The sequence below is a fragment of the Pseudomonas sp. YA1 genome (genome assembly GCF_058680555.1).
Genome location: NZ_JBZWBG010000019.1, coordinates 1 through 20,377 on the forward strand (window position 1 = coordinate 1; position 20,377 = coordinate 20,377).

Annotated in this window: 17 protein-coding genes; 16 read left to right on the plus strand and 1 reads right to left on the minus strand. The window is 64.4% G+C overall.

The features are described from left to right. Window positions 1-176: 176 nt before the first annotated feature. Window positions 177-1,433: an NADP-dependent isocitrate dehydrogenase gene (gene icd, locus AC4OR5_RS24115; protein ID WP_003090436.1), complete on the minus strand. Its 1,257-nt coding sequence runs from the start codon at window positions 1,431-1,433 to the stop codon at window positions 177-179. Between the two features lie 358 nt (window positions 1,434-1,791). Between icd and AC4OR5_RS24120 the strand changes: the two genes are divergently transcribed. The 16 genes from AC4OR5_RS24120 to nuoC all read left to right on the plus strand — a co-directional run bounded on the left by AC4OR5_RS24120 (window position 1,792) and on the right by nuoC (window position 20,376). Further along, window positions 1,792-4,017, plus strand: coding sequence for an NADP-dependent isocitrate dehydrogenase (locus AC4OR5_RS24120; protein ID WP_031755831.1), 2,226 nt, complete (start codon window positions 1,792-1,794; stop codon window positions 4,015-4,017). An 86-nt stretch (window positions 4,018-4,103) separates the two neighbouring features. Next, window positions 4,104-4,574, plus strand: coding sequence for an NUDIX hydrolase (locus AC4OR5_RS24125; RefSeq protein ID WP_058160134.1), 471 nt, complete (start codon window positions 4,104-4,106; stop codon window positions 4,572-4,574). A 43-nt stretch (window positions 4,575-4,617) separates the two neighbouring features. Further along, complete coding sequence (gene mnmA, locus AC4OR5_RS24130) at window positions 4,618-5,745, plus strand: tRNA 2-thiouridine(34) synthase MnmA (RefSeq protein WP_003131114.1); 1,128 nt, start codon at window positions 4,618-4,620, stop codon at window positions 5,743-5,745. After that, window positions 5,742-6,362: a high frequency lysogenization protein HflD gene (gene hflD, locus AC4OR5_RS24135; RefSeq protein WP_003090440.1), complete on the plus strand. Its 621-nt coding sequence runs from the start codon at window positions 5,742-5,744 to the stop codon at window positions 6,360-6,362. Before mnmA ends, hflD begins: the two co-directional genes overlap by 4 nt. Before the next feature lie 2 nt (window positions 6,363-6,364). After that, window positions 6,365-7,255: a DMT family transporter gene (locus tag AC4OR5_RS24140; RefSeq protein WP_004350068.1), complete on the plus strand. Its 891-nt coding sequence runs from the start codon at window positions 6,365-6,367 to the stop codon at window positions 7,253-7,255. Between the two features lie 75 nt (window positions 7,256-7,330). Beyond that, on the plus strand, window positions 7,331-8,701 hold the full coding sequence (gene purB, locus AC4OR5_RS24145) for an adenylosuccinate lyase (RefSeq protein WP_003090442.1): 1,371 nt from the start codon (window positions 7,331-7,333) through the stop codon (window positions 8,699-8,701). A gap of 59 nt (window positions 8,702-8,760) precedes the next feature. Beyond that, window positions 8,761-9,930: a ribosomal protein uL16 3-hydroxylase gene (locus AC4OR5_RS24150; RefSeq protein WP_003090443.1), complete on the plus strand. Its 1,170-nt coding sequence runs from the start codon at window positions 8,761-8,763 to the stop codon at window positions 9,928-9,930. Beyond that, window positions 9,923-10,348, plus strand: coding sequence for a GNAT family N-acetyltransferase (locus AC4OR5_RS24155; protein ID WP_003090444.1), 426 nt, complete (start codon window positions 9,923-9,925; stop codon window positions 10,346-10,348). The genes AC4OR5_RS24150 and AC4OR5_RS24155 overlap by 8 nt, the downstream gene beginning before the upstream one ends. A gap of 6 nt (window positions 10,349-10,354) precedes the next feature. After that, window positions 10,355-10,975 carry a DUF7931 domain-containing protein gene (locus AC4OR5_RS24160; RefSeq protein WP_003122605.1) on the plus strand — a complete coding sequence of 207 codons (621 nt, stop codon included), beginning with the start codon at window positions 10,355-10,357 and terminating at the stop codon, window positions 10,973-10,975. Then, entirely contained in the window at window positions 10,972-11,793 is an 822-nt protein-coding gene (locus AC4OR5_RS24165; protein WP_003090446.1) for a secretin N-terminal domain-containing protein, read from the plus strand. The genes AC4OR5_RS24160 and AC4OR5_RS24165 overlap by 4 nt, the downstream gene beginning before the upstream one ends. 594 nt (window positions 11,794-12,387) lie before the next feature. Further along, the gene (locus AC4OR5_RS24170; RefSeq protein ID WP_003090447.1) at window positions 12,388-13,983 is read left to right on the plus strand and encodes an isocitrate lyase; all 1,596 of its coding nucleotides are present in this window, start codon (window positions 12,388-12,390) and stop codon (window positions 13,981-13,983) included. A 178-nt stretch (window positions 13,984-14,161) separates the two neighbouring features. After that, window positions 14,162-16,180 (plus strand): PhoX family protein, encoded by a 2,019-nt coding sequence (locus tag AC4OR5_RS24175; RefSeq protein ID WP_003108746.1) that lies wholly within the window; start codon window positions 14,162-14,164, stop codon window positions 16,178-16,180. A 78-nt stretch (window positions 16,181-16,258) separates the two neighbouring features. Continuing rightward, entirely contained in the window at window positions 16,259-16,813 is a 555-nt protein-coding gene (locus tag AC4OR5_RS24180; RefSeq protein WP_003119967.1) for a DUF4442 domain-containing protein, read from the plus strand. A gap of 599 nt (window positions 16,814-17,412) precedes the next feature. Then, window positions 17,413-17,826: an NADH-quinone oxidoreductase subunit A gene (locus AC4OR5_RS24185; RefSeq protein ID WP_003090452.1), complete on the plus strand. Its 414-nt coding sequence runs from the start codon at window positions 17,413-17,415 to the stop codon at window positions 17,824-17,826. Window positions 17,827-17,836: 10 nt separating this feature from the next. Continuing rightward, window positions 17,837-18,514 (plus strand): NuoB/complex I 20 kDa subunit family protein, encoded by a 678-nt coding sequence (locus AC4OR5_RS24190; protein WP_003090455.1) that lies wholly within the window; start codon window positions 17,837-17,839, stop codon window positions 18,512-18,514. Window positions 18,515-18,594: 80 nt separating this feature from the next. After that, window positions 18,595-20,376 carry an NADH-quinone oxidoreductase subunit C/D gene (gene nuoC, locus AC4OR5_RS24195; RefSeq protein WP_003090458.1) on the plus strand — a complete coding sequence of 594 codons (1,782 nt, stop codon included), beginning with the start codon at window positions 18,595-18,597 and terminating at the stop codon, window positions 20,374-20,376. Window position 20,377 lies beyond the last annotated feature (1 nt).

Consider the following 20,377-nt stretch of genomic DNA (forward strand, 5'->3'; position numbering starts at 1 on the left):
CAACGACGGCCAATTTAAAAGACAGTGAGTAATCTCGCTGTGTGCGCTTTACACCTTGCTCCATCTAGCTCTCCGGAAAATCGGCATGGGAGGTGTAAACCTTATTCAGGACGGGACACGGAAATGAAAAAGGCCGGTGCGAACCGGCCTTTTTCTCGTTCGGGCGCTAGCCCTTCCTACATCTTGGCAATCATCGCGTCGCCGAACTCCGAGCAGGACAGCAGGGTCGCGCCGTCCATCAGGCGTTCGAAGTCATAGGTCACGGTCTTGGCGGCGATCGCCCCGTTGGTGCCCTTGATGATCAGGTCGGCCGCCTCGGTCCAGCCCATGTGGCGCAGCATCATCTCCGCGGAGAGGATCAGCGAACCCGGGTTGACCTTGTCCTGGCCGGCGTACTTCGGCGCGGTGCCGTGGGTCGCCTCGAACATGGCCACCGAATCGGACAGGTTGGCGCCGGGCGCGATGCCGATGCCGCCGACCTCGGCCGCCAGGGCGTCGGAGAGATAGTCGCCGTTCAGGTTCAGGGTGGCGATCACGTCGTACTCGGCGGGGCGCAGCAGGATCTGCTGCAACATGGCGTCGGCGATCACGTCCTTGACCACGACGTTCTTGCCGGTCTTCGGATTCTTGAACTGCATCCACGGACCGCCGTCCAGCAGCTCGGCGCCGAATTCATCGCGCGCGACTTCGTAGCCCCAATCCTTGAAGGCACCCTCGGTGAACTTCATGATGTTGCCCTTGTGCACCAGGGTCACCGAACTGCGGTCGTTGTCGACGGCGTATTGCAGGGCCTTGCGCACCAGGCGCTTGGTGCCTTCCTGGGAAACCGGCTTGATGCCGATGCCGCAGTTCTCGGTGAAGCGGATCTTCTTGACGCCCATTTCCTCGGTGAGGAACTTGATGACCTTCTCCGCCTCCGGCGAACCGGCCTTCCACTCGACGCCGGCATAGATGTCCTCGGAGTTCTCGCGGAAGATCACCATGTCCACGTCGCCAGGCTTCTTCACCGGGCTGGGCACGCCTTCGAACCAGCGTACCGGGCGCTGGCAGACGTAGAGATCGAGTTGCTGGCGCAGGGCCACGTTCAGGGAGCGGATGCCGCCACCGACCGGGGTGGTCAGCGGGCCCTTGATGGAAACCACGTAGTCGCGCACGGCGTCCAGGGTTTCCTGGGGCAGCCAGGTGTCCTGGTCATAAACCTGGGTGGCCTTCTCGCCGGCGTAGACTTCCATCCAGGCGATCTTGCGCTCGCCCTTGTATGCTTTTTCCACTGCAGCGTCGACAACCTTGATCATGACCGGGCTGATATCGACGCCGATGCCATCACCCTCGATGAACGGGATGATCGGGTTCTTCGGTACGCTCAAGGACATGTCGGCATTCACAGTGATTTTGTCACCGGTCGCCGGCACCTGGATCTTTTGGTATCCCATGCTGAACTCCGTGTTGTGGTTAAAACCCTGTTGCAGCCTTCTAGGGTAGCCCAGTTGTCCGCCCGGAAACCACATCTTCCTTAGTCTAAACAGGCGAGCGCATCAGCCCGGCGAGAGGGTGGTATACTGCGCGCCATGACTTCGCAGTCATCGAGGTCCGAGCAGTCTGGGACCAGACCCTCTCCCCTCGCAGCGTCGGGTTCGCCACCATGAACCCGCCGTACAACGCTCTACTGGCGCCCCTATATCCCGCGGCATATCTCGATTTCGATTCAACCCGATGTTGAGCGAAGGCATCGCGTCCACCAACGCGTATCGAGACTCTGTGCGCGCCCAGCAAAAAAGAGAGTTACCGTAGATGTCCATCCGCTCGAAGATCACCTACACCTTCACCGACGAAGCACCTGCGCTCGCCACCTACTCGCTCCTCCCCATCGTCAAGGCCTTTGCCGCGTCCGCCGGCATCGACGTCGAGACCAGCGACATCTCTCTTGCAGGACGCATCCTGGCCAACTTCGCCGACCGCCTCGACGCCGACCAGCGTATCGAAGACGACCTCGCCCGCCTGGCGGTCCTGGCCACCTCGCCCGACGCCAATATCATCAAGCTGCCCAACATCAGCGCCTCGGTGCCCCAGCTGAAAGGCGCGATCGCCGAGCTGCAGGGCCTGGGCTACAAGGTTCCCGACTTCCCGGAAGACCCGCAGACCGACGAAGAGAAAGAGGTTCGCGCACGCTACGCGAAGATCCTCGGCAGCGCCGTGAACCCGGTCCTGCGCGAAGGCAACTCCGACCGTCGCGCGCCTGCCGCGGTGAAGGCCTACGCCCGCAAGCACCCGCACTCCATGGGCAAGTGGAGCATGGCCTCGCGCTCCCACGCCGACTACATGCGCGGCGGCGACTTCTTCTCCAGCGAACAGTCCATCACCATGGCCAAGGCCGGTGACGTGCGCATCGAGTTCGTCGGCAAGGACGGCAAGGTCGAGGTCAAGAAGCAACTGAGCCTGCAGGAAGGCGAAGTGCTCGACAGCATGTTCATGAGCTGCGGCAAGCTGCGCGACTTCTTCGAGAAGACCCTGCAGGACTGCAAGGAAACCGGCGTCATGTGGTCCCTGCACGTCAAGGCGACTATGATGAAGATTTCCCACCCGATCGTCTTCGGGCATGCGGTGAGCGTCTACTACAAGGACGTCTTCGACAAGTGGGGCCAACTCTTCGAAGAGCTCGGCGTGAACCCGAACAACGGCATCTCCAGCGTCTACGACAAGATCAAGTCGCTGCCCGCCTCCCAGCAGGAAGAGATCCTCCACGACATCCACGAGGTGTACAGCCACCGCCCGGAAATGGCGATGGTCGACTCCGTGAAGGGCATCACCAACCTGCACATTCCGAGCGACGTCATCGTCGACGCCTCGATGCCGGCGATGATCCGCAACTCCGGCCAGATGTGGGGCAAGGACGGCAAGCAGAAAGACACCAAGGCGGTAATGCCGGAAAGCACCTACGCCCGCATCTATCAGGAGATGATCAACTTCTGCAAGACCAACGGCGCCTTCGACCCGACCACCATGGGCAGCGTGCCGAACGTCGGCCTGATGGCGCAGAAGGCCGAGGAGTATGGCTCCCACGACAAGACCTTCGAAATGACCGCCGACGGCACCATGCGCGTGGTCCTGGCCGACGGCAGCGTGCTGATGCAGCACGAGGTGGAGACCGGCGACATCTGGCGCGCCTGCCAGACCAAGGACGCTCCGATCCGCGACTGGGTCAAGCTGGCCGTCACCCGCGCACGCCAGTCCGATACCCCGGCGATCTTCTGGCTGGACCCGGAGCGCGCCCACGACCGCGAACTGCGCAAGAAGGTCGAGCTGTACCTCGAGGACCACGACCTGACCGGTCTCGACATCAGCATCATGGGCTACAACGAGGCCATTCGCGTCAGCATGGAACGCCTGATCCGCGGCAAGGACACCATCTCGGTGACCGGCAACGTCCTGCGCGACTACCTGACCGACCTGTTCCCGATCATGGAACTGGGCACCTCGGCCAAGATGCTCTCCATCGTTCCGCTGATGGCGGGCGGCGGCATGTACGAAACCGGCGCCGGCGGCTCGGCACCCAAGCACGTCCAGCAACTGGTGGAAGAGAACTATCTGCGCTGGGACTCCCTGGGCGAGTTCCTGGCCCTGGCCGTGTCCCTGGAAGAAACCGGGATCAAGACCGGCAACGCCAAGGCCAAGCTGCTCGGCAAGGCGCTGGACGAAGCCACCGGCAAGCTGCTGGACAACAACAAGTCGCCGTCGCGCAAGGTCGGCGACATCGACAACCGCGGCAGCCACTTCTACCTGGCGATGTACTGGGCCCAGGCCCTGGCCGCCCAGGACGAAGACGCCGAGCTGAAAGCGCACTTCGCGCCGCTGGCCAAGGCCCTGACCGAGCAGGAAGCGACCATCGTCGCCGAACTCAATGCGGTCCAGGGCAAGCCGGCCGAGATCGGCGGCTACTATCGCTCCAACCCGGAGCTGACCAGCAAGGTGATGCGCCCCAGCGCCACCTTCAACGCGGCGATCGACAGCCTGGCCTGATGGCGTCACGCTGACGAAGCAGAAACCCCGGGCCTACGCTCGGGGTTTCTTTTTATCGAGGCCTTTTCCGTACCGAGGAGACATCCATGAGCTGGCATCCCCATGTCACCGTAGCGACCATCGTCGAGGACCAAGGCCGCTTCCTGCTGGTCGAGGAACAGGCCGACGGCCGCGAGGTGCTGAACCAGCCCGCCGGGCACCTGGAGCCCGCCGAAAGCCTGCTCGAGGCCGCCCTGCGCGAAACCCTCGAGGAAACCGGCTGGGAGGTCGAGCTGAGCGCCGTCACCGGCATCTACCTGTACACCGCCCCGTCCAACGGCGTCACCTACCAGCGCGTATGCTTCGCCGCCCACCCCGTGCGCCACCACCCCGAGCGCGCCCTCGACGACGGCATCATCGGCCCGCGCTGGCTGACCCGCGACGAACTGGCTGCCCAGCCGCAGCGCTGGCGCAGCCACCTGGTGCTGCGCTGCATCGACGACTACCTGGCCGGCGGCCGCTATCCCCTGGCGCTGATCCGCGACACCCACGTGTCGCCCTCCCTGCCCCAGGCCTGATAGAATCCGCGTTTTACGAATTCGCCCGTGACGCCTGATCGCTATGTCTGAATCCGCCCCCACCCCACGCCGCGAGCGCGTGATCGTCGGCATGTCCGGCGGCGTCGACTCGTCCGTCTCCGCCCTGCTCCTGTTGCAGCAGGGCTATCAGGTCGAAGGCCTGTTCATGAAGAACTGGGACGAGGACGACGGCACCGAATACTGTACCGCCCGCGAGGACCTGGCCGACGCCCAGGCCGTCTGCGACCGGATCGGCATCAAGCTGCACACGGCGAACTTCGCCGCGGAATACTGGGATAACGTGTTCGAGCACTTCCTTGCCGAGTACAAGGCCGGCCGTACGCCGAACCCGGACATCCTCTGCAACCGCGAAATCAAGTTCAAGGCGTTCCTCGACTACGCGCTGATGCTCGGCGCGGACCTGATCGCCACCGGCCACTATGTGCGGCGCCGCGACCGCGACGGGCGCACCGAGCTGCTCAAGGGCCTGGACCCGAACAAGGACCAGAGCTACTTCCTGCACGCGGTGGGCGGCGAGCAGATCGCCCGCAGCCTGTTCCCCGTCGGCGAACTGGAGAAGCCGGAAGTCCGCGCCATCGCCGAGAAGCATGGCCTCGCCACGGCGAAGAAGAAGGACTCCACGGGCATCTGCTTCATTGGCGAGCGACGCTTCACCGATTTCCTCAAGCAGTACCTGCCGGCCCAGCCGGGCGACATCGAGACCACCGAAGGCAAGGTCATCGGTCGCCACAGCGGCCTGATGTACCACACCATCGGCCAGCGCCAGGGCCTCGGCATCGGCGGCCTCAAGGAAGCCGGCGACGATCCCTGGTACGTACTCGGCAAGGACCTGCAACGCAACGTGCTGCTGGTCGGCCAGGGCAACGACCACCCGCTGCTGTTCTCCCGCGCCCTGCTGGCCTCGCGAATCTACTGGGTCAACCCGGTCGAGCTGGAGCGGCCGCGCCGCCTGCGGGCCAAGGTGCGCTACCGGCAGAGCGACCAGGACTGCGTCCTGGAAAAGACCGCGGAAGGCTACCGCGCGGTGTTCGACGAACCGCAGCGCGCAGTGACCCCGGGGCAATCGGTGGTGTTCTACGACGGCGACGTCTGCCTCGGCGGCGGCGTGATCGAAACGGCGGAAGCCTGGGATTTCGGAGGACGCCCGTGAGCGATCCGCGACAGCAACTGATCGCCCTCGGCGCCGTCTTCGAATCCGCAGCCCTGGTCGACAAGCTGGCACGCACCGGGCAGATCAGCGAAGCCCCGCTGGGCTGCATGCTCGGCAGCCTGCTGGCGCGCAACCCGGCCAGCACCCTGGACGTCTACGGTGGCGACAGCCTCAACCTACGCGACGGCTTCAAGGCCCTGGCCAGCGCCCTGGAGCGCAAGCCCGGCAGCCTGCAGCGCGAACCGCTGCGCTACGCCCTGGCGATGCTGACCCTGGAACGGCAACTGGACAAGCGCGGCGACATGCTCGACCTGATCGGCCAGCGCCTCGACCAGGTCGAACAGCAGGTCCAGCACTTCGGCCTGGTCCACGAGAACGTCATCGCCTCGTTCGCCAGCATCTACCAGGACACCCTCAGCACCTTCCGCCAGCGCATCCAGGTACACGGCGACATGCGCCACCTGCAGGTCAGCAGCAACGCCGCGCGGATCCGCGCCCTGTTGCTCGCCGGCATCCGCTCGGCGCGGCTCTGGCGGCAACTGGGCGGCAGCCGCTGGCAGATGGTGTTCAGCCGGCGCCGGCTGCTCAACGAACTCTATCCCCTGCTGCGCGGCTAGCCATGGCCATGGCCGGGAGCCAGCCGCAACGGCGCAACAGCCCGACCCAGGGCGCCGCCATGCTGGCTCTTTCGGCGCTGCTCTTCGCCCTGATGGGCGGCCTGATCCGCGAGGCTTCCAGCACCGTCAACAACGAAACCGTGGTGTTCTTCCGCAACCTCGTCGGCGTGCTGTTCTTCCTGCCCCTGGCGCTGACTCGCGGCATCGGCCCGCTGCGCACCCGCCGCCCGCTATCGCACCTGCTGCGCACCACCTACGGCCTGGGCGGCATGTACTGCTACTTCTACGCCCTCGCCCACCTACCGCTGACCGACGCCATGCTGTTCAGCTATGCCGCGCCGGTGTTCACGCCGCTGATCGCACACCTGTGGATCAAGGAGCCGCTGACCCGCCGCATGATGGTCGCTACCCTGGTCGGCTTCCTCGGCGTGCTGCTGGTGGCCAGGCCCAGCGGCGCGGTAGTGGCGCCGATCGCCCTGGTCGGCATCGCTTCCAGCCTGATGGCCGCCTGTGCCTTCGTCTCGATCCGCGAAATGAGCGACAGCGAGCCGGCCTATCGCATCGTCTTCTACTTCGCCCTGTTCGGCACCCTGTTCTCCGCCGTGCCGCTGGCCTGGGCCTGGCAACCGCTGAACGGCCAGGAACTGCTCCTGCTGCTCGGCGCCGGACTGTTCGCCAGCCTCGGCCAACTGACCATGTCGCAGGCCTATGCCCTGGCCTCCCCGGGAGTGATCGGACCGATCGCCTACATGGCCATCGTTTTCGCCGGGGTGATCGCCTGGCTGCGCTGGGACGAACTGCCCAGCCACACGTCGCTGCTCGGCGCCGCCCTGATCTTCGCCGCCAGCCTGATCCCCCTGCTGGGCAACCGCCCCGCCGAAAGGCCCCGCTGAATGCCCCACCGGGGCGCACCTTTCATGTATGATATGCGCCCCTTTTTCGTTGACTTCCAGCCACGAGAACGTCTCATGCAGCTTTCCTCGCTCACCGCGGTATCCCCCGTCGATGGCCGCTATGCCGGCAAAACCAGCAGCCTGCGTCCGATCTTCAGCGAATACGGCCTGATCCGTTTCCGCGTCATGGTGGAAGTCCGCTGGCTGCAGCGCCTCGCCGCCCACGCCGGGATTCCCGAGGTCGCGCCGTTCTCCGCCGAAGCCAACGCCCTGCTCGACAGCCTGGCCAGCGACTTCCAGCTGGAACACGCCGAACGCATCAAGGAAATCGAGCGCACCACCAACCACGACGTGAAAGCCGTGGAGTACCTGCTCAAGGAACAGGCCGCCAAGCTCCCGGAGCTGGCCGCGGTCAGCGAGTTCATCCACTTCGCCTGCACCTCCGAGGACATCAACAACCTGTCCCACGCCCTGATGCTCCGCGAGGGTCGCGACAGCGTGCTGCTGCCGCTGATGCGCCAGATCGCCGAGGCCATCCGCGAACTGGCGGTGAAATTCGCCGACGTGCCGATGCTCTCCCGCACCCACGGCCAGCCCGCCTCGCCGACCACCCTGGGCAAGGAACTGGCCAACGTCGTCTACCGCCTGGAGCGGCAGATCAAGCAGGTCGCCGGCATCGAGTTGCTGGGCAAGATCAACGGCGCCGTGGGCAACTACAACGCCCACCTGTCCGCCTATCCCGAAGTCGACTGGGAAGCCAACGCCCGCCAGTTCATCGAAGGCGACCTCGGCCTGACCTTCAACCCCTACACCACCCAGATCGAGCCGCACGACTACATCGCCGAGCTGTTCGATGCCATCGCCCGCTTCAACACCATCCTCATCGACTTCGACCGCGACGTCTGGGGCTACATCTCCCTCGGCTATTTCAAGCAGAAGACCGTGGCCGGCGAGATCGGCTCCTCGACCATGCCGCACAAGGTCAACCCGATCGACTTCGAGAACTCCGAGGGCAACCTCGGCATCGCCAACGCGCTGTTCCAGCACCTGGCCAGCAAGCTGCCGATCTCGCGCTGGCAGCGCGACCTGACCGACTCCACCGTGCTGCGCAACCTCGGCGTCGGCATCGCCCACAGCGTCATCGCCTACGAGGCCAGCCTGAAGGGCATCGGCAAGCTGGAGCTGAACGCCCAGCGCATCGCCGAGGACCTGGACGCCTGCTGGGAAGTCCTCGCCGAGCCGGTGCAGACCGTGATGCGTCGCTATGGTGTGGAAAACCCCTACGAGAAGCTGAAGGAACTGACCCGCGGCAAAGGCATCAGCGCCGAAGCCTTGCAGACTTTCATCGAAGAGCTGGCGATTCCCGCCGAGGCCAAGGTCGAGCTGAAGAAGCTGACCCCGGCCGGCTACGTCGGCAATGCCGCCGCCCAGGCCAAGCGCATCTGAGCACGCAACCCTTTTGCACGCCCGGCTGCGCCGGGCGTTTTTGTTTCAAGGACTTAACCATGAATGCTGATACTCCCCTGCAACTTCTGGGCGGACTGACCGCTGCCGAATTCCTCCGCGACTACTGGCAGCGCAAACCGCTGCTGGTCCGCCAGGCGATCCCGGACTTCGAAAGCCCGCTGTCCGCCGACGAACTGGCCGGGCTGTCGCTGGAGGAATCGGTGGAATCGCGCATCGTCCTCGAACACGGGAAAACCCCGTGGGAAATGCGCCGTGGCCCGTTCCAGGAGGAGGACTACCAGCACCTGCCGGAACAGGACTGGACCCTGCTGGTGCAGGCGGTCGACCAGTTCGTCCCGGAAGTCGCCCAACTGCTGGAGCAATTCCGCTTCCTGCCCAGCTGGCGGATCGACGACGTAATGATCAGCTACGCCGCTCCTGGCGGCGGCGTCGGTCCGCACTTCGACAACTACGACGTATTCCTGCTTCAGGGCCACGGACGCCGGCGCTGGAAAGTCGGACAGATGTGCAGCAGCGACAGCCCGCTGCGCGAGCACGCCGACCTGCGCATCCTCGCCGACTTCGAACAGAGCGACGAGTGGGTCCTGGAGCCCGGCGACATGCTCTACCTGCCCCCGCGCCTCGCCCACTACGGCATTGCCGAAGACGAGTGCATGACCTACTCGATCGGCTTCCGCGCGCCCAGCGCCGCCGAAGTGCTGACCCATTTCACCGACTTCCTCGGCCAGTTCCTCTCCGACGAGGAGCGCTACACCGATGCCGGCCTGCAACCGGTAGGCGACGATCCGCACCAGATCCAGCGCGACGCTCTGGAGCGCCTGCAGGGCCTGATCCAGGAGCACATGAGCGACGAGCGCCTGCTGCTGACCTGGTTCGGCCAGTTCATGACCGAGCCGCGCTATCCTGAACTGGTTGCCGGCGAGGATATCCCCGAAGAGGAGCTGTTCGGCGCCCTCGAGGATGGCGCGCTGCTGGTGCGCAACCCCAGCGCCCGCCTGGCCTGGAGCGAGATCGACATCGGCCTGGTGCTGTTCGCCAGCGGCCAGAGCGTACTCCTGCCCGGCCAGCTCAAGGAACTGCTGAAGCTGGTCTGCTCGGCCGATGCGTTGCATCTGGAAAACCTCGGCCAATGGCTGGCCGACGACGATGCGCGTAAGCTGTTGGCGGAGTTGGTCAAACAGGGCAGTTTGGAGTTTGCAGATGAATAAGATCCGCGTACGCGTAGCCGACTGGCAGAAGGACAATGCCGAGCTGCGCCGCATCCGCGAAGCGGTCTTCATTGCCGAACAGTCGGTTCCGCCGGAACTGGAGTGGGACGCCGAAGACGACGAAGCCGTGCATTTTCTCGCCTATGAAGGCGAATACGCGATCGGCACCGCGCGCCTGCTGGGCGACGGGCACATCGGCAGGGTCTCGGTACTCAAGGACTGGCGCGGCCTGAAGGTCGGCGACGCGCTGATGCGCGCGGCCATCGAGGAAGCCGAGCGACGCGGCCTGAAGCGCCAACTGCTGACCGCGCAGGTCTACGCCATTCCCTTTTACGAGCGACTGGGCTTCAAGGTCGATAGCGGCGAATTCCTCGATGCCGGCCTGCCCCATGTCGACATGGTTCGCGACAGCGACTGAGGCCCGATGAGCGACACCCCGGAGACCTCGCCGGCCGACCTGCCGGCCATCGAATTCAGCTCTCCGGGGCGCTTTGCGGTACGCAACCCGGCAAGCGCCGCACCACCCGCGGAACGCTGGGAACCAGCGCCATTCCGCCTCGGCGAACATGAGCCGCTGGAGCGCTTCGAGCATCCGCAGGAAGCCCGCGCCCATGCCCTGGCCCTCCTGCAGCAAGCCCGCCGCTCGCTCTGCCTGCACAGTCCCGACCTGGAAAGCTGGCTCTATCACCACAGCAGCATCCAGGAAGCCTGCACCCGTTTTCTCCTGGCCAATCCACGCAATCGCCTGCGTATCCTCGTTGGCGACAGCGCCCAGGCCGTGCGCAACGGCCACCGCCTGATCAACCTTTCGCGCCGCCTGTCGAGCAACTGCCTGATCCGCCGCCTCAACCCGGACTACCCTAAAGAGGACGACGCCTTCCTCCTGGCCGACGACCAGGGCCTGCTGCTGCGCCCGAAACCGGCGCAACCGGCGGGCTACGCCTGCTACCGTGCCGCCGGGCGGGTGCGTCAACTCCAGGCCCGCTTCGAGCAGGCCTGGGACACCAGTCTTTCCGACCCGGACCTGCGGAGCTTCCTCCTGTGACCCTGTTGCGCACCACCTTGCTCTCCTCGCTGCTGGCGACGGTCGTTCTCGGCGCCTCGGCCGCCCCGCGCACCGAAGTGATCCCGCTCAACTACCGCACCGCCGACGACGTGATGGCGGTGGCCCAGTCGGTCATCGGCAGCGAAGGCAAGGTCACCGCCTATGGCAACCAGTTGATCGTCAATGCCGAGCCGGCGAAGATCCGCGAGTTGCAATCGGTCCTGCAGCAGATCGACTCGCGCCCGCATCGCCTGCTGATCACCGTGGATACCAGCGAGAACCTGCAACAGGACAGCCGCGGCTATTCGGTGGATGGTTCGGCCAGCGCCGGCAACATCGAGATCCAGAGCGGCCGCGGCGAGGTCAACGGCAAGGATCGCGTCCGCATCATCCGTCGCTCCACCGACAGCCGTTCCGGCGGCAGCCAGCAGGTCCAGGCCACCGAGGGCTACCCGGCGCTGATCCAGGTCGGCCAGAGCGTCCCCATCACCAGCACCGCCACCGGTCCCTACGGGCAGATCTACAGCCAGACCGAATACCGCAACGTCAACCGCGGCTTCTACGTCACCGCGACGCTGACCGGCAATCTGGTGCACGTCACCATCAGCTCCAGCAATGACCGCCTCAGCCAGAGCCATCCCGGCGTCATCGATACCCAGAGCACCGACACCCGGGTCAGCGGCAAGCTCGGCGAGTGGATCACCCTGGGCGGCGTCAGCGAACAGAACCAGGCCGACCAGCGCGGCTTCGTGCGTCGCTACTCGACCCAGGGACGCGACGACACCAGCCTGCGCCTGAAAGTCGAAACCCTCGACTGACCGACGGCGCTCTTTCCAGCGCGAATTGCCTCCCGCTCCGGCAAAGCCGCGGGGCGCGGGCTCTTGCGGGCATTTTCGATGCAAACGGAAACATCTCGACCAGACAAGACCATCCGGTCACTCTTAGACCTTCGTGTAGTAGTCTTGAAAAAACACTACAAAACGTTTGACGACGGATTTTTTCCAGAGCATGATGGCCCCGCTCCCGCTAATCAGGGGCTCTGAAACGACGAGCTCCCGGTGCCTGCGCCGATACGCCCTCGGCCTCCACCGTGTTGATCTGCCCACAAGGCGGCTTGACGAGATTGCGACTGGAACGAAGTTGTCCTGAGGGACGGGGAAGCGTTTACGTATCAGCCAGATCGAAAGACTCGACAGCGAGTCGCCCACCGGCAACCACGAGCCGAACGGCACTTGAGCCAGTCGAGAAGCACGGTCCGCGAACTGTTCGTCTCCACCCCCTCCTCGGCGTCATTCTTCGCCACGGTCATTCTCTCGCCATGCAGCGGTGAGCCACCCGCAAGACAACCTTCACCAGCAGGTTTTGAGTGGGTCAGTCGGTGCTCAACCAATACATTTCTTGAAGGATTGACCATGTCCGCATATCAGAACGAGATCAAGGCAGTTGCCGCGCTGAAAGAGAAGAACGGCAGCAGCTGGAGCGCGATCAACCCCGAGTACGCAGCTCGCATGCGTATCCAGAACCGCTTCAAGACCGGCCTGGATATCGCCAAGTACACCGCGGCCATCATGCGCAAGGACATGGCCGAATACGATGCGGACTCCTCCGTCTACACCCAGTCGCTGGGTTGCTGGCACGGCTTCATCGGGCAGCAGAAGCTGATCTCGATCAAGAAGCACCTGAAGACCACCAACAAGCGCTACCTCTACCTGTCCGGTTGGATGGTCGCCGCGCTGCGCTCCGACTTCGGCCCGCTGCCGGACCAGTCCATGCACGAGAAAACCGCGGTTTCCGGCCTGATCGAAGAGCTGTACACCTTCCTGCGCCAGGCTGACGCCCGCGAGCTGGACCTGCTGTTCACCGGCCTGGACGCTGCCCGCGCCGCTGGCGACAAGGCCAAGGAAGCCGAGCTGCTGGCCCAGATCGACAACTTCGAAACCCACGTGGTGCCGATCATCGCCGACATCGACGCCGGCTTCGGCAACGCCGAGGCGACCTACCTGCTGGCCAAGAAGATGATCGAAGCCGGCGCCTGCTGCATCCAGATCGAAAACCAGGTGTCCGACGAGAAGCAGTGCGGCCACCAGGACGGCAAGGTCACCGTTCCGCACATCGACTTCCTCGCCAAGATCAATGCCGTACGCTACGCCTTCCTCGAGCTGGGCGTGGACGATGGCGTGATCGTCGCCCGTACCGACTCCCTGGGCGCCGGCCTGACCAAGCAGATCGCCGTGACCAACGAGCCGGGCGACCTGGGCGACCTGTACAACTCCTTCCTGGATTGCGAAGAGATCTCCGAGGCCGAGCTGGGCAACGGCGACGTCGTGATCAAGCGCGAAGGCAAGCTGCTGCGTCCGAAGCGCCTGGCTTCCAACCTGTTCCAGTTCCGCAAGGGCACCGGCGAAGATCGCTGCGTCCTGGACTGCATCACCTCGCTGCAGAACGGCGCCGACCTGCTCTGGATCGAAACCGAGAAGCCGCACGTCGGCCAGATCAAGGCAATGGTCGATCGCATCCGCGAAGTGATTCCGAACGCCAAGCTGGTCTACAACAACAGCCCGTCCTTCAACTGGACCCTGAACTTCCGCCAGCAGGTGTTCGATGCGTTCGTCGCCGAAGGCAAGGACGTTTCCGCCTACGACCGCAACAAGCTGATGAGCGTCGAGTACGACGACACCGAGCTGGCCAAGGTCGCCGACGAGAAGATCCGCACCTTCCAGCGCGATGGATCGGCCCACGCCGGCATCTTCCACCACCTGATCACCCTGCCGACCTACCACACCGCCGCGCTGTCCACCGACAACCTGGCCAAGGGCTACTTCGCCGACGAAGGCATGCTGGCCTACGTGAAGGGCGTGCAGCGCCAGGAACTGCGCCAGGGCATCGCCTGCGTCAAGCACCAGAACATGGCGGGCTCCGACATCGGCGACAACCATAAAGAGTACTTCGCAGGCGAAGCCGCTCTGAAGGCCAGCGGCAAAGACAACACCATGAACCAGTTCCACTAAGGAACAGGGGCCAGCCGGGCAGCCACGATCTGCCCGGCCCGCCTCGCGAAAACCCCGGCTCCGGCCGGGGTTTTTCATTTCCGGATCATGGCAAAAGGCCTCGAGTGCCTGTCATCGTCCCGTCGCTTTCAGCGGTTAGCGTCAATGCTCCGTCGATCAGCCCACAAGGAGCACGTCCGTGAGCCTGGAGAAAAAAGATGCCATCCTGTTCGGTGATGGCGACGAGTTGCCCAGCAACCATTCGAACAACCCGCACATGAACGACCTGATCGCCGGCCTCGGCCGCCGCCAGGTCCTGGCCGGCGGCGCGGCGCTCGGCGCCCTCGCCTTCCTCGGCGTCGCGCTCCCCGCCAGCGCCGCCCCCGCCGAAGCGCAGGCGCCCGCCGCGGAAGGCCTGCGCGGCTTGCCTTTCAAACGCCGCAACCGCTTACCCTTCGAAGCCATCGCCAGCGGCCGTGCCGATACCATCCGGGTGCCCGCCGGCTACAAGGCGACGCCCTTCATACCCTGGGGCACCCCGATCAGCGGCAGTTATCCGGGCTTCCTCGACGACGCCAGCAACAGCGCCCAGGACCAGGCCGAACAGATCGGCATGCACCACGACGGCATGCACTTCTTCCCGATCGACGCGCAGTTCGGCTTCGGCGGCGGACACATCAGCAACCATGGCCTGCTGGTGCTCAACCATGAATACATCGACGCGCCGCTGCTGCACACCAATGGCCCGACCGTGGTCGATGGCAAGCGTACCGTCGCCGATGAAGTGCGCAAGGAAATCAACGCCCATGGCGTTTCCGTCGTGGAGATCCGTCGCAACGTGCGTGGCGAGTGGAATGTCGTACCGTCGCAACGCAATCGGCGGATCACCGCCGCCACGCCGATGCGTATCGCCGGCCCGGCGCGCGGCCACGAACTGCTGCGCACCCGCCACAGTCCGGACGGCACCCGCACCCGCGGCACCCACAACAACTGTTCCAACGGTTTCACCCCCTGGGGCACCTACCTCACCTGCGAGGAGAACTGGGTCGGCTATTTCTCCACCCAGGACAGCGAACTGCCGCGCGAACTGACCCGCTACGGCATTCGCAACACCAGCCGTTTCGGCTGGGAAACCCTGGCGGGCGACGAGTTCGAGCGCTTCGATGCCACCCGCAAGGGCAAACAGGCTCAGGACGACTACCGCAACGAACCGAACAACTTCGGCTGGATCGTCGAGATCGACCCGTTCGACCCGCAATCGGTACCGGTCAAGCGCACCGCTCTCGGCCGCTTCGCCCACGAAGGCCTGGTCTTCGCCCCGGTCAAGCCGGGCCGCCAGGTAGTCTGCTACTCCGGCGACGACTCGCAGAACGAGTACATCTACAAGTACGTCAGCCGCGACAAGTTCCGTCCGGGTCGCAGCAACGCTCGCCTGCTCGACGAAGGCACCCTCTACGTCGCCCGCTTCAACGCCGATGGCAGCGGCCAGTGGCTGCCGCTGGACATCGCCGACGGCAACTTCCGCGCGGCCTGTCGCAAGGCCGGGGTGAGCTTCGCCGACCAGGGCGAAGTGCTGATCAACACCCGCCTGGCCGCCGACGTCCTCGGCGCGACCAAGATGGATCGCCCGGAGTGGGGCGCGGTCAACCCGGACAACGGTGACGTCTACTTCACCCTCACCAACAACACGTCGCGCACCGTCGCCGACGCCGCCAACCCACGGGTGAAGAACGCCTACGGCCATATCATCCGCTGGCGCGAACGCAGCCGCGACTATGCCGGGCAACGCTTCACCTGGGACCTGTTCATGCTCGCCGGTCCCGGCGAAGACAGCCGCGGCCCGGACGGCAAGCCGCTGAACCAGGACAATATCCTGGCCAGCCCCGACGGCCTCTGGTTCGACCCGGAAGGCCGCCTGTGGATCCAGACCGACATGAGCGGCAGCCAGTTGAGCAGCGGCCCGTTCGGCAACAACCAGATGCTGGTAGCCGACCCGCGCACCGGCGAACTGAAGCGCTTCCTCACCGGTCCGCTGGGTTGCGAGGTGACCGGCATTGCCGCGACGCCGGACTTCCGTACGCTGTTCATCAACATCCAGCACCCGGGGGAAGGCTCGACCGCCGATAACCTCCTCAGCACCTGGCCGGACGGGCCGGGCCGCCGGCCACGCTCGGCCACCGTGGTGATCACCCGCGAAGACGGCCGACGCCTGCTCTGACGCGCCACGACGACCTGCGTTGGCCGGAATGCCGGCGCAGGTCGCCGCTACAGCCGTGGGCAAGCCCGGGCAAAGCGGGTGGAATGCAGGCTCCCCTCTCTATGGAAGGACGCCAGCATGCCCAAGCGCAATCGTCTCAGCCGCGCCGTCGGCGCCATCAACCTCCTCCCCCGCCGCCTGCGCAGCCGCAGCCTGACGCTGCTGCTGGGCTCCCAGGTGCGCTTCGCCGGCACGGCGAGGGTGCGCATCCATGAACTGGGGCAGGAGCGCGCCATCCTCAGCCTGAAGAACCGTCGGCCGGTGCAGAACCACATAAAAGGTATCCATGCCGCGGCGATGGCCTTGCTCGCCGAGTCGGCCAGCGGCTTCCTGGTCGGAATGAACGTACCGGACGACAAGCTGCCGCTGATCAAGACCATGAAGATCGACTATCTCAAGCGCGCCCAGGGCGACCTGACCGCCATCGCGACGCTGGAGGCTGGGCAGATCGAGCAGATCCGGCAACAGGACAAGGGCGAGGTCCGCGTGGCGGTGCTGGTCAGCGACGAGAACGGCAACCAGCCGATCGCCTGCGAGATGGTCTGGGCCTGGGTCGGCAAGAAACCCCGGGACGCTACCGCAGCCCCTAGGTAGCGCACCTCCAGAGCGACTACATCTGCGCTGCGAAGCGAACCGCCGCAAGCCTTGCCCAGCGCCTTCGCATCCGTCACGAAGAACCGCGGGCGCAGCCCCAGGCGGCGCCACAGCCGGGTTGCCATGGTGCGGAAAGAAGAAAAACCGCCATGCGCCCGGCCCGGAAAATATTCCCGGTTTAATGCAATAACGGATTGATCGCGAGTAATTGCCAATAAAAGGGTAAACAATAGTAACGCGGCGAAGAATATATGTAGCGAAGTTATACGGATGCGACATTGCAAACGATATTCATTATCGTTTAAGGCCTCGCAAAGAGCCCTTCCCCACGCTTCGCGGCAATACGACCAAAAGCCAGCCAAGCCGCGCCATTTCTCGCAGAGACAGCATTCACGAGGCTTTCGGGGATTAACCAAAGCGCTGGAAAAAGCAGAGAAGCGTCTGTTTGTGTTAGAAAAATTTACTTGTCCGGCGCTTTGGGCATAAAATCGGAAAGATACATACAACCCTTAGCTCACTACGCAGCGGGTTGCACAAGAAGTCGGGCATTGCGCCCAGAACCCACGATCTTATATATCCGGTACAGAAGGAGTATCAGCATGCCAAACCCAGCTGAACTTGCAGCTCATCACTGGGGATTCGCTGCCTTCCTTCTAGGGGTCGTTGGCCTTCTCGCCTTCATGCTAGGGGTTTCGTCCCTGCTTGGCAGCAAGGCATTTGGTCGCAGCAAGAACGAACCCTTCGAATCCGGGATCGTCCCCACCGGAGGCGCACGCCTGCGTCTCTCGGCAAAATTCTATCTGGTCGCGATGCTCTTCGTGATCTTCGACGTCGAAGCCCTCTTCCTCTTCGCCTGGTCGGTGTCGGTTCGCGAAAGCGGCTGGGCCGGCCTGATCGAGGCAACCATTTTCATAGCAATTCTGTTGGCGGGTCTTGTCTATCTTTGGCGGATCGGTGCGCTCGATTGGGCTCCCGAAAGCCGTCGCAAGCGGCAGGCGAAGCTAAAACAATGAGGCTTTGGCGATGCAATACAAACTTACCCGGATCGATCCCGATGCGGCCAACGACCAATACCCGATAGGCGAACGGGAAACCGTAGCCGACCCGCTGGTCGAGGGCCAGGTTCACAAGAACATCTTCATGGGCAAGCTCGAGGATGTGCTGAACTCCACCGTCAACTGGGGTCGCAAGAACTCGCTCTGGCCCTATAACTTCGGGCTGTCGTGCTGCTACGTGGAGATGACCACCGCCTTCACCGCGCCGCACGATATCGCCCGCTTCGGCGCCGAAGTGATCCGGGCGTCGCCGCGCCAGGCCGACTTCATGGTCATCGCCGGCACCTGCTTCATCAAGATGGCCCCGGTCATCCAGCGCCTCTACGAGCAGATGCTCGAACCCAAGTGGGTCATCTCCATGGGCTCGTGCGCCAATTCCGGCGGCATGTACGACATCTATTCGGTGGTCCAGGGGGTCGACAAGTTCCTCCCCGTGGACGTCTACATCCCCGGCTGCCCGCCCCGTCCGGAGGCGTTCCTGCAAGGCCTGATGCTGCTGCAGGAATCCATCGGCCAGGAGCGCCGCCCGTTGTCCTGGGTCGTTGGCGACCAGGGGGTCTACCGCGCCGAAATGCCGGCCCAGAAAGACCTGAAACGCGAGCAGCGCATCCAGGTGACCAACCTGCGCAGCCCCGACGAAGTGTGATCCGGAACTCCCGGCCAGCCCCGCTGGCCGGCCGAGACCAGCCGCGTTCACCCCACCGTTGACCGAAAGCGACCGAGACCATGACTGCAGACTCCGCTCTGTACATCCCGCCTTACAAGGCAGACGACCAGGATATCGTCGTCGAACTTAATTCCCGCTTTGGCGCCGAGACCTTCACCGTCCAGCCCACCCGTACCGGCATGCCGGTGCTCTGGGTCCCGCGCGAAAGACTGATCGAAGTCCTGACCTTCCTCCGTCAGGTACCCAAGCCCTACGTGATGCTCTACGACCTGCACGGCGTCGACGAGCGGCTGCGCACCCATCGCCGCGGCCTGCCGAGCGCCGACTTCAGCGTGTTCTACCACCTGATGTCGCTGGAGCGTAATAGTGACGTGATGATCAAGGTCGCCTTGTCCGAGCGCGACCTCAACCTGCCCACCGCCACCCGTATCTGGCCCAACGCCAATTGGTACGAGCGCGAAGTGTGGGACATGTACGGCATCACCTTCACCGGCCACCCGCACCTGACCCGCATGCTGATGCCGCCGACCTGGCAGGGCCATCCGCTGCGCAAGGACTATCCGGCGCGCGCCACCGAGTTCGATCCCTACTCCCTGTCCGCCGCCAAGCAGGACCTGGAGCAGGAGGCCCTGCGCTTCAAGCCGGAAGACTGGGGCATGAAGCGCCACGGCGAGAACGAGGACTACATGTTCCTCAACCTCGGCCCGAACCACCCGTCCGCCCACGGCGCGTTCCGCATCATCCTGCAACTGGACGGCGAGGAGATCATCGACTGCGTCCCGGAGATCGGCTACCACCACCGCGGCGCCGAGAAGATGGCCGAGCGCCAGTCCTGGCACAGTTTCATCCCCTACACCGACCGCATCGACTACCTCGGCGGGGTGATGAACAACCTGCCCTACGTACTCTCGGTGGAGAAGCTCGCCGGGATCAAGGTGCCGCAGCGGGTCGACGTGATCCGGATCATGATGGCGGAGTTCTTCCGTATCCTGAACCACCTGCTGTACCTGGGCACCTATATCCAGGACGTCGGCGCCATGACCCCGGTGTTCTTCACCTTCACCGACCGCCAGCGCGCCTACAAGGTGGTCGAGGCCATCACCGGCTTCCGCCTGCACCCGGCCTGGTACCGCATCGGCGGCGTCGCCCACGACCTGCCGCGCGGCTGGGACAAGCTGGTCCGCGAGTTCCTCGACTGGATGCCCAAGCGCCTCGACGAGTACGAGACCGCGGCCCTGAAGAACAGCATCCTGCGCGGCCGGACCATCGGCGTCGCCCAGTACAACACCAAGGAAGCCCTCGAGTGGGGCACCACCGGCGCCGGCCTGCGCGCCACCGGTTGCGACTTCGACCTGCGCAAGGCCCGCCCCTACTCCGGCTACGAGAACTTCGAGTTCGAGGTACCGCTGGCCCACAACGGCGACGCCTACGACCGCTGCATGGTCAAGATGGGCGAGATGCGCCAGAGCCTGCGGATCATCGAACAGTGCCTGAAGAACATGCCGGAAGGCCCGTACAAGGCCGACCATCCGCTGACCACGCCGCCGCCGAAAGAACGCACGCTGCAACACATCGAGACCCTGATCACCCACTTCCTGCAGGTTTCCTGGGGCCCGGTCATGCCGGCCAACGAAGCCTTCCAGATGATCGAGGCGACCAAGGGTATCAACAGCTACTACCTGACCAGCGACGGCAGCACCATGAGCTACCGCACGCGTATCCGGACGCCCAGCTTCGCGCACCTGCAACAGATCCCCTCGGTGATCAACGGCAGCATGATCGCGGACCTGATCGCCTACCTGGGTAGCATCGATTTCGTTATGGCTGACGTGGACCGCTGAC

Excerpts from the sequence above, each read along its gene's own strand:
- icd (WP_003090436.1), bottom strand. The coding sequence starts at position 1,433 with ATGGGATACCAAAAGATCCAGGTGCCGGCGACCGGTGACAAAATCACT.
- AC4OR5_RS24120 (WP_031755831.1), top strand. The coding sequence starts at position 1,792 with ATGTCCATCCGCTCGAAGATCACCTACACCTTCACCGACGAAGCACCT.
- AC4OR5_RS24125 (WP_058160134.1), top strand. The coding sequence starts at position 4,104 with ATGAGCTGGCATCCCCATGTCACCGTAGCGACCATCGTCGAGGACCAA.
- mnmA (WP_003131114.1), top strand. The coding sequence starts at position 4,618 with ATGTCTGAATCCGCCCCCACCCCACGCCGCGAGCGCGTGATCGTCGGC.
- AC4OR5_RS24140 (WP_004350068.1), top strand. The coding sequence starts at position 6,365 with ATGGCCATGGCCGGGAGCCAGCCGCAACGGCGCAACAGCCCGACCCAG.
- purB (WP_003090442.1), top strand. The coding sequence starts at position 7,331 with ATGCAGCTTTCCTCGCTCACCGCGGTATCCCCCGTCGATGGCCGCTAT.
- AC4OR5_RS24150 (WP_003090443.1), top strand. The coding sequence starts at position 8,761 with ATGAATGCTGATACTCCCCTGCAACTTCTGGGCGGACTGACCGCTGCC.
- AC4OR5_RS24155 (WP_003090444.1), top strand. The coding sequence starts at position 9,923 with ATGAATAAGATCCGCGTACGCGTAGCCGACTGGCAGAAGGACAATGCC.
- AC4OR5_RS24160 (WP_003122605.1), top strand. The coding sequence starts at position 10,355 with ATGAGCGACACCCCGGAGACCTCGCCGGCCGACCTGCCGGCCATCGAA.
- AC4OR5_RS24170 (WP_003090447.1), top strand. The coding sequence starts at position 12,388 with ATGTCCGCATATCAGAACGAGATCAAGGCAGTTGCCGCGCTGAAAGAG.
- AC4OR5_RS24185 (WP_003090452.1), top strand. The coding sequence starts at position 17,413 with ATGCCAAACCCAGCTGAACTTGCAGCTCATCACTGGGGATTCGCTGCC.
- AC4OR5_RS24190 (WP_003090455.1), top strand. The coding sequence starts at position 17,837 with ATGCAATACAAACTTACCCGGATCGATCCCGATGCGGCCAACGACCAA.
- nuoC (WP_003090458.1), top strand. The coding sequence starts at position 18,595 with ATGACTGCAGACTCCGCTCTGTACATCCCGCCTTACAAGGCAGACGAC.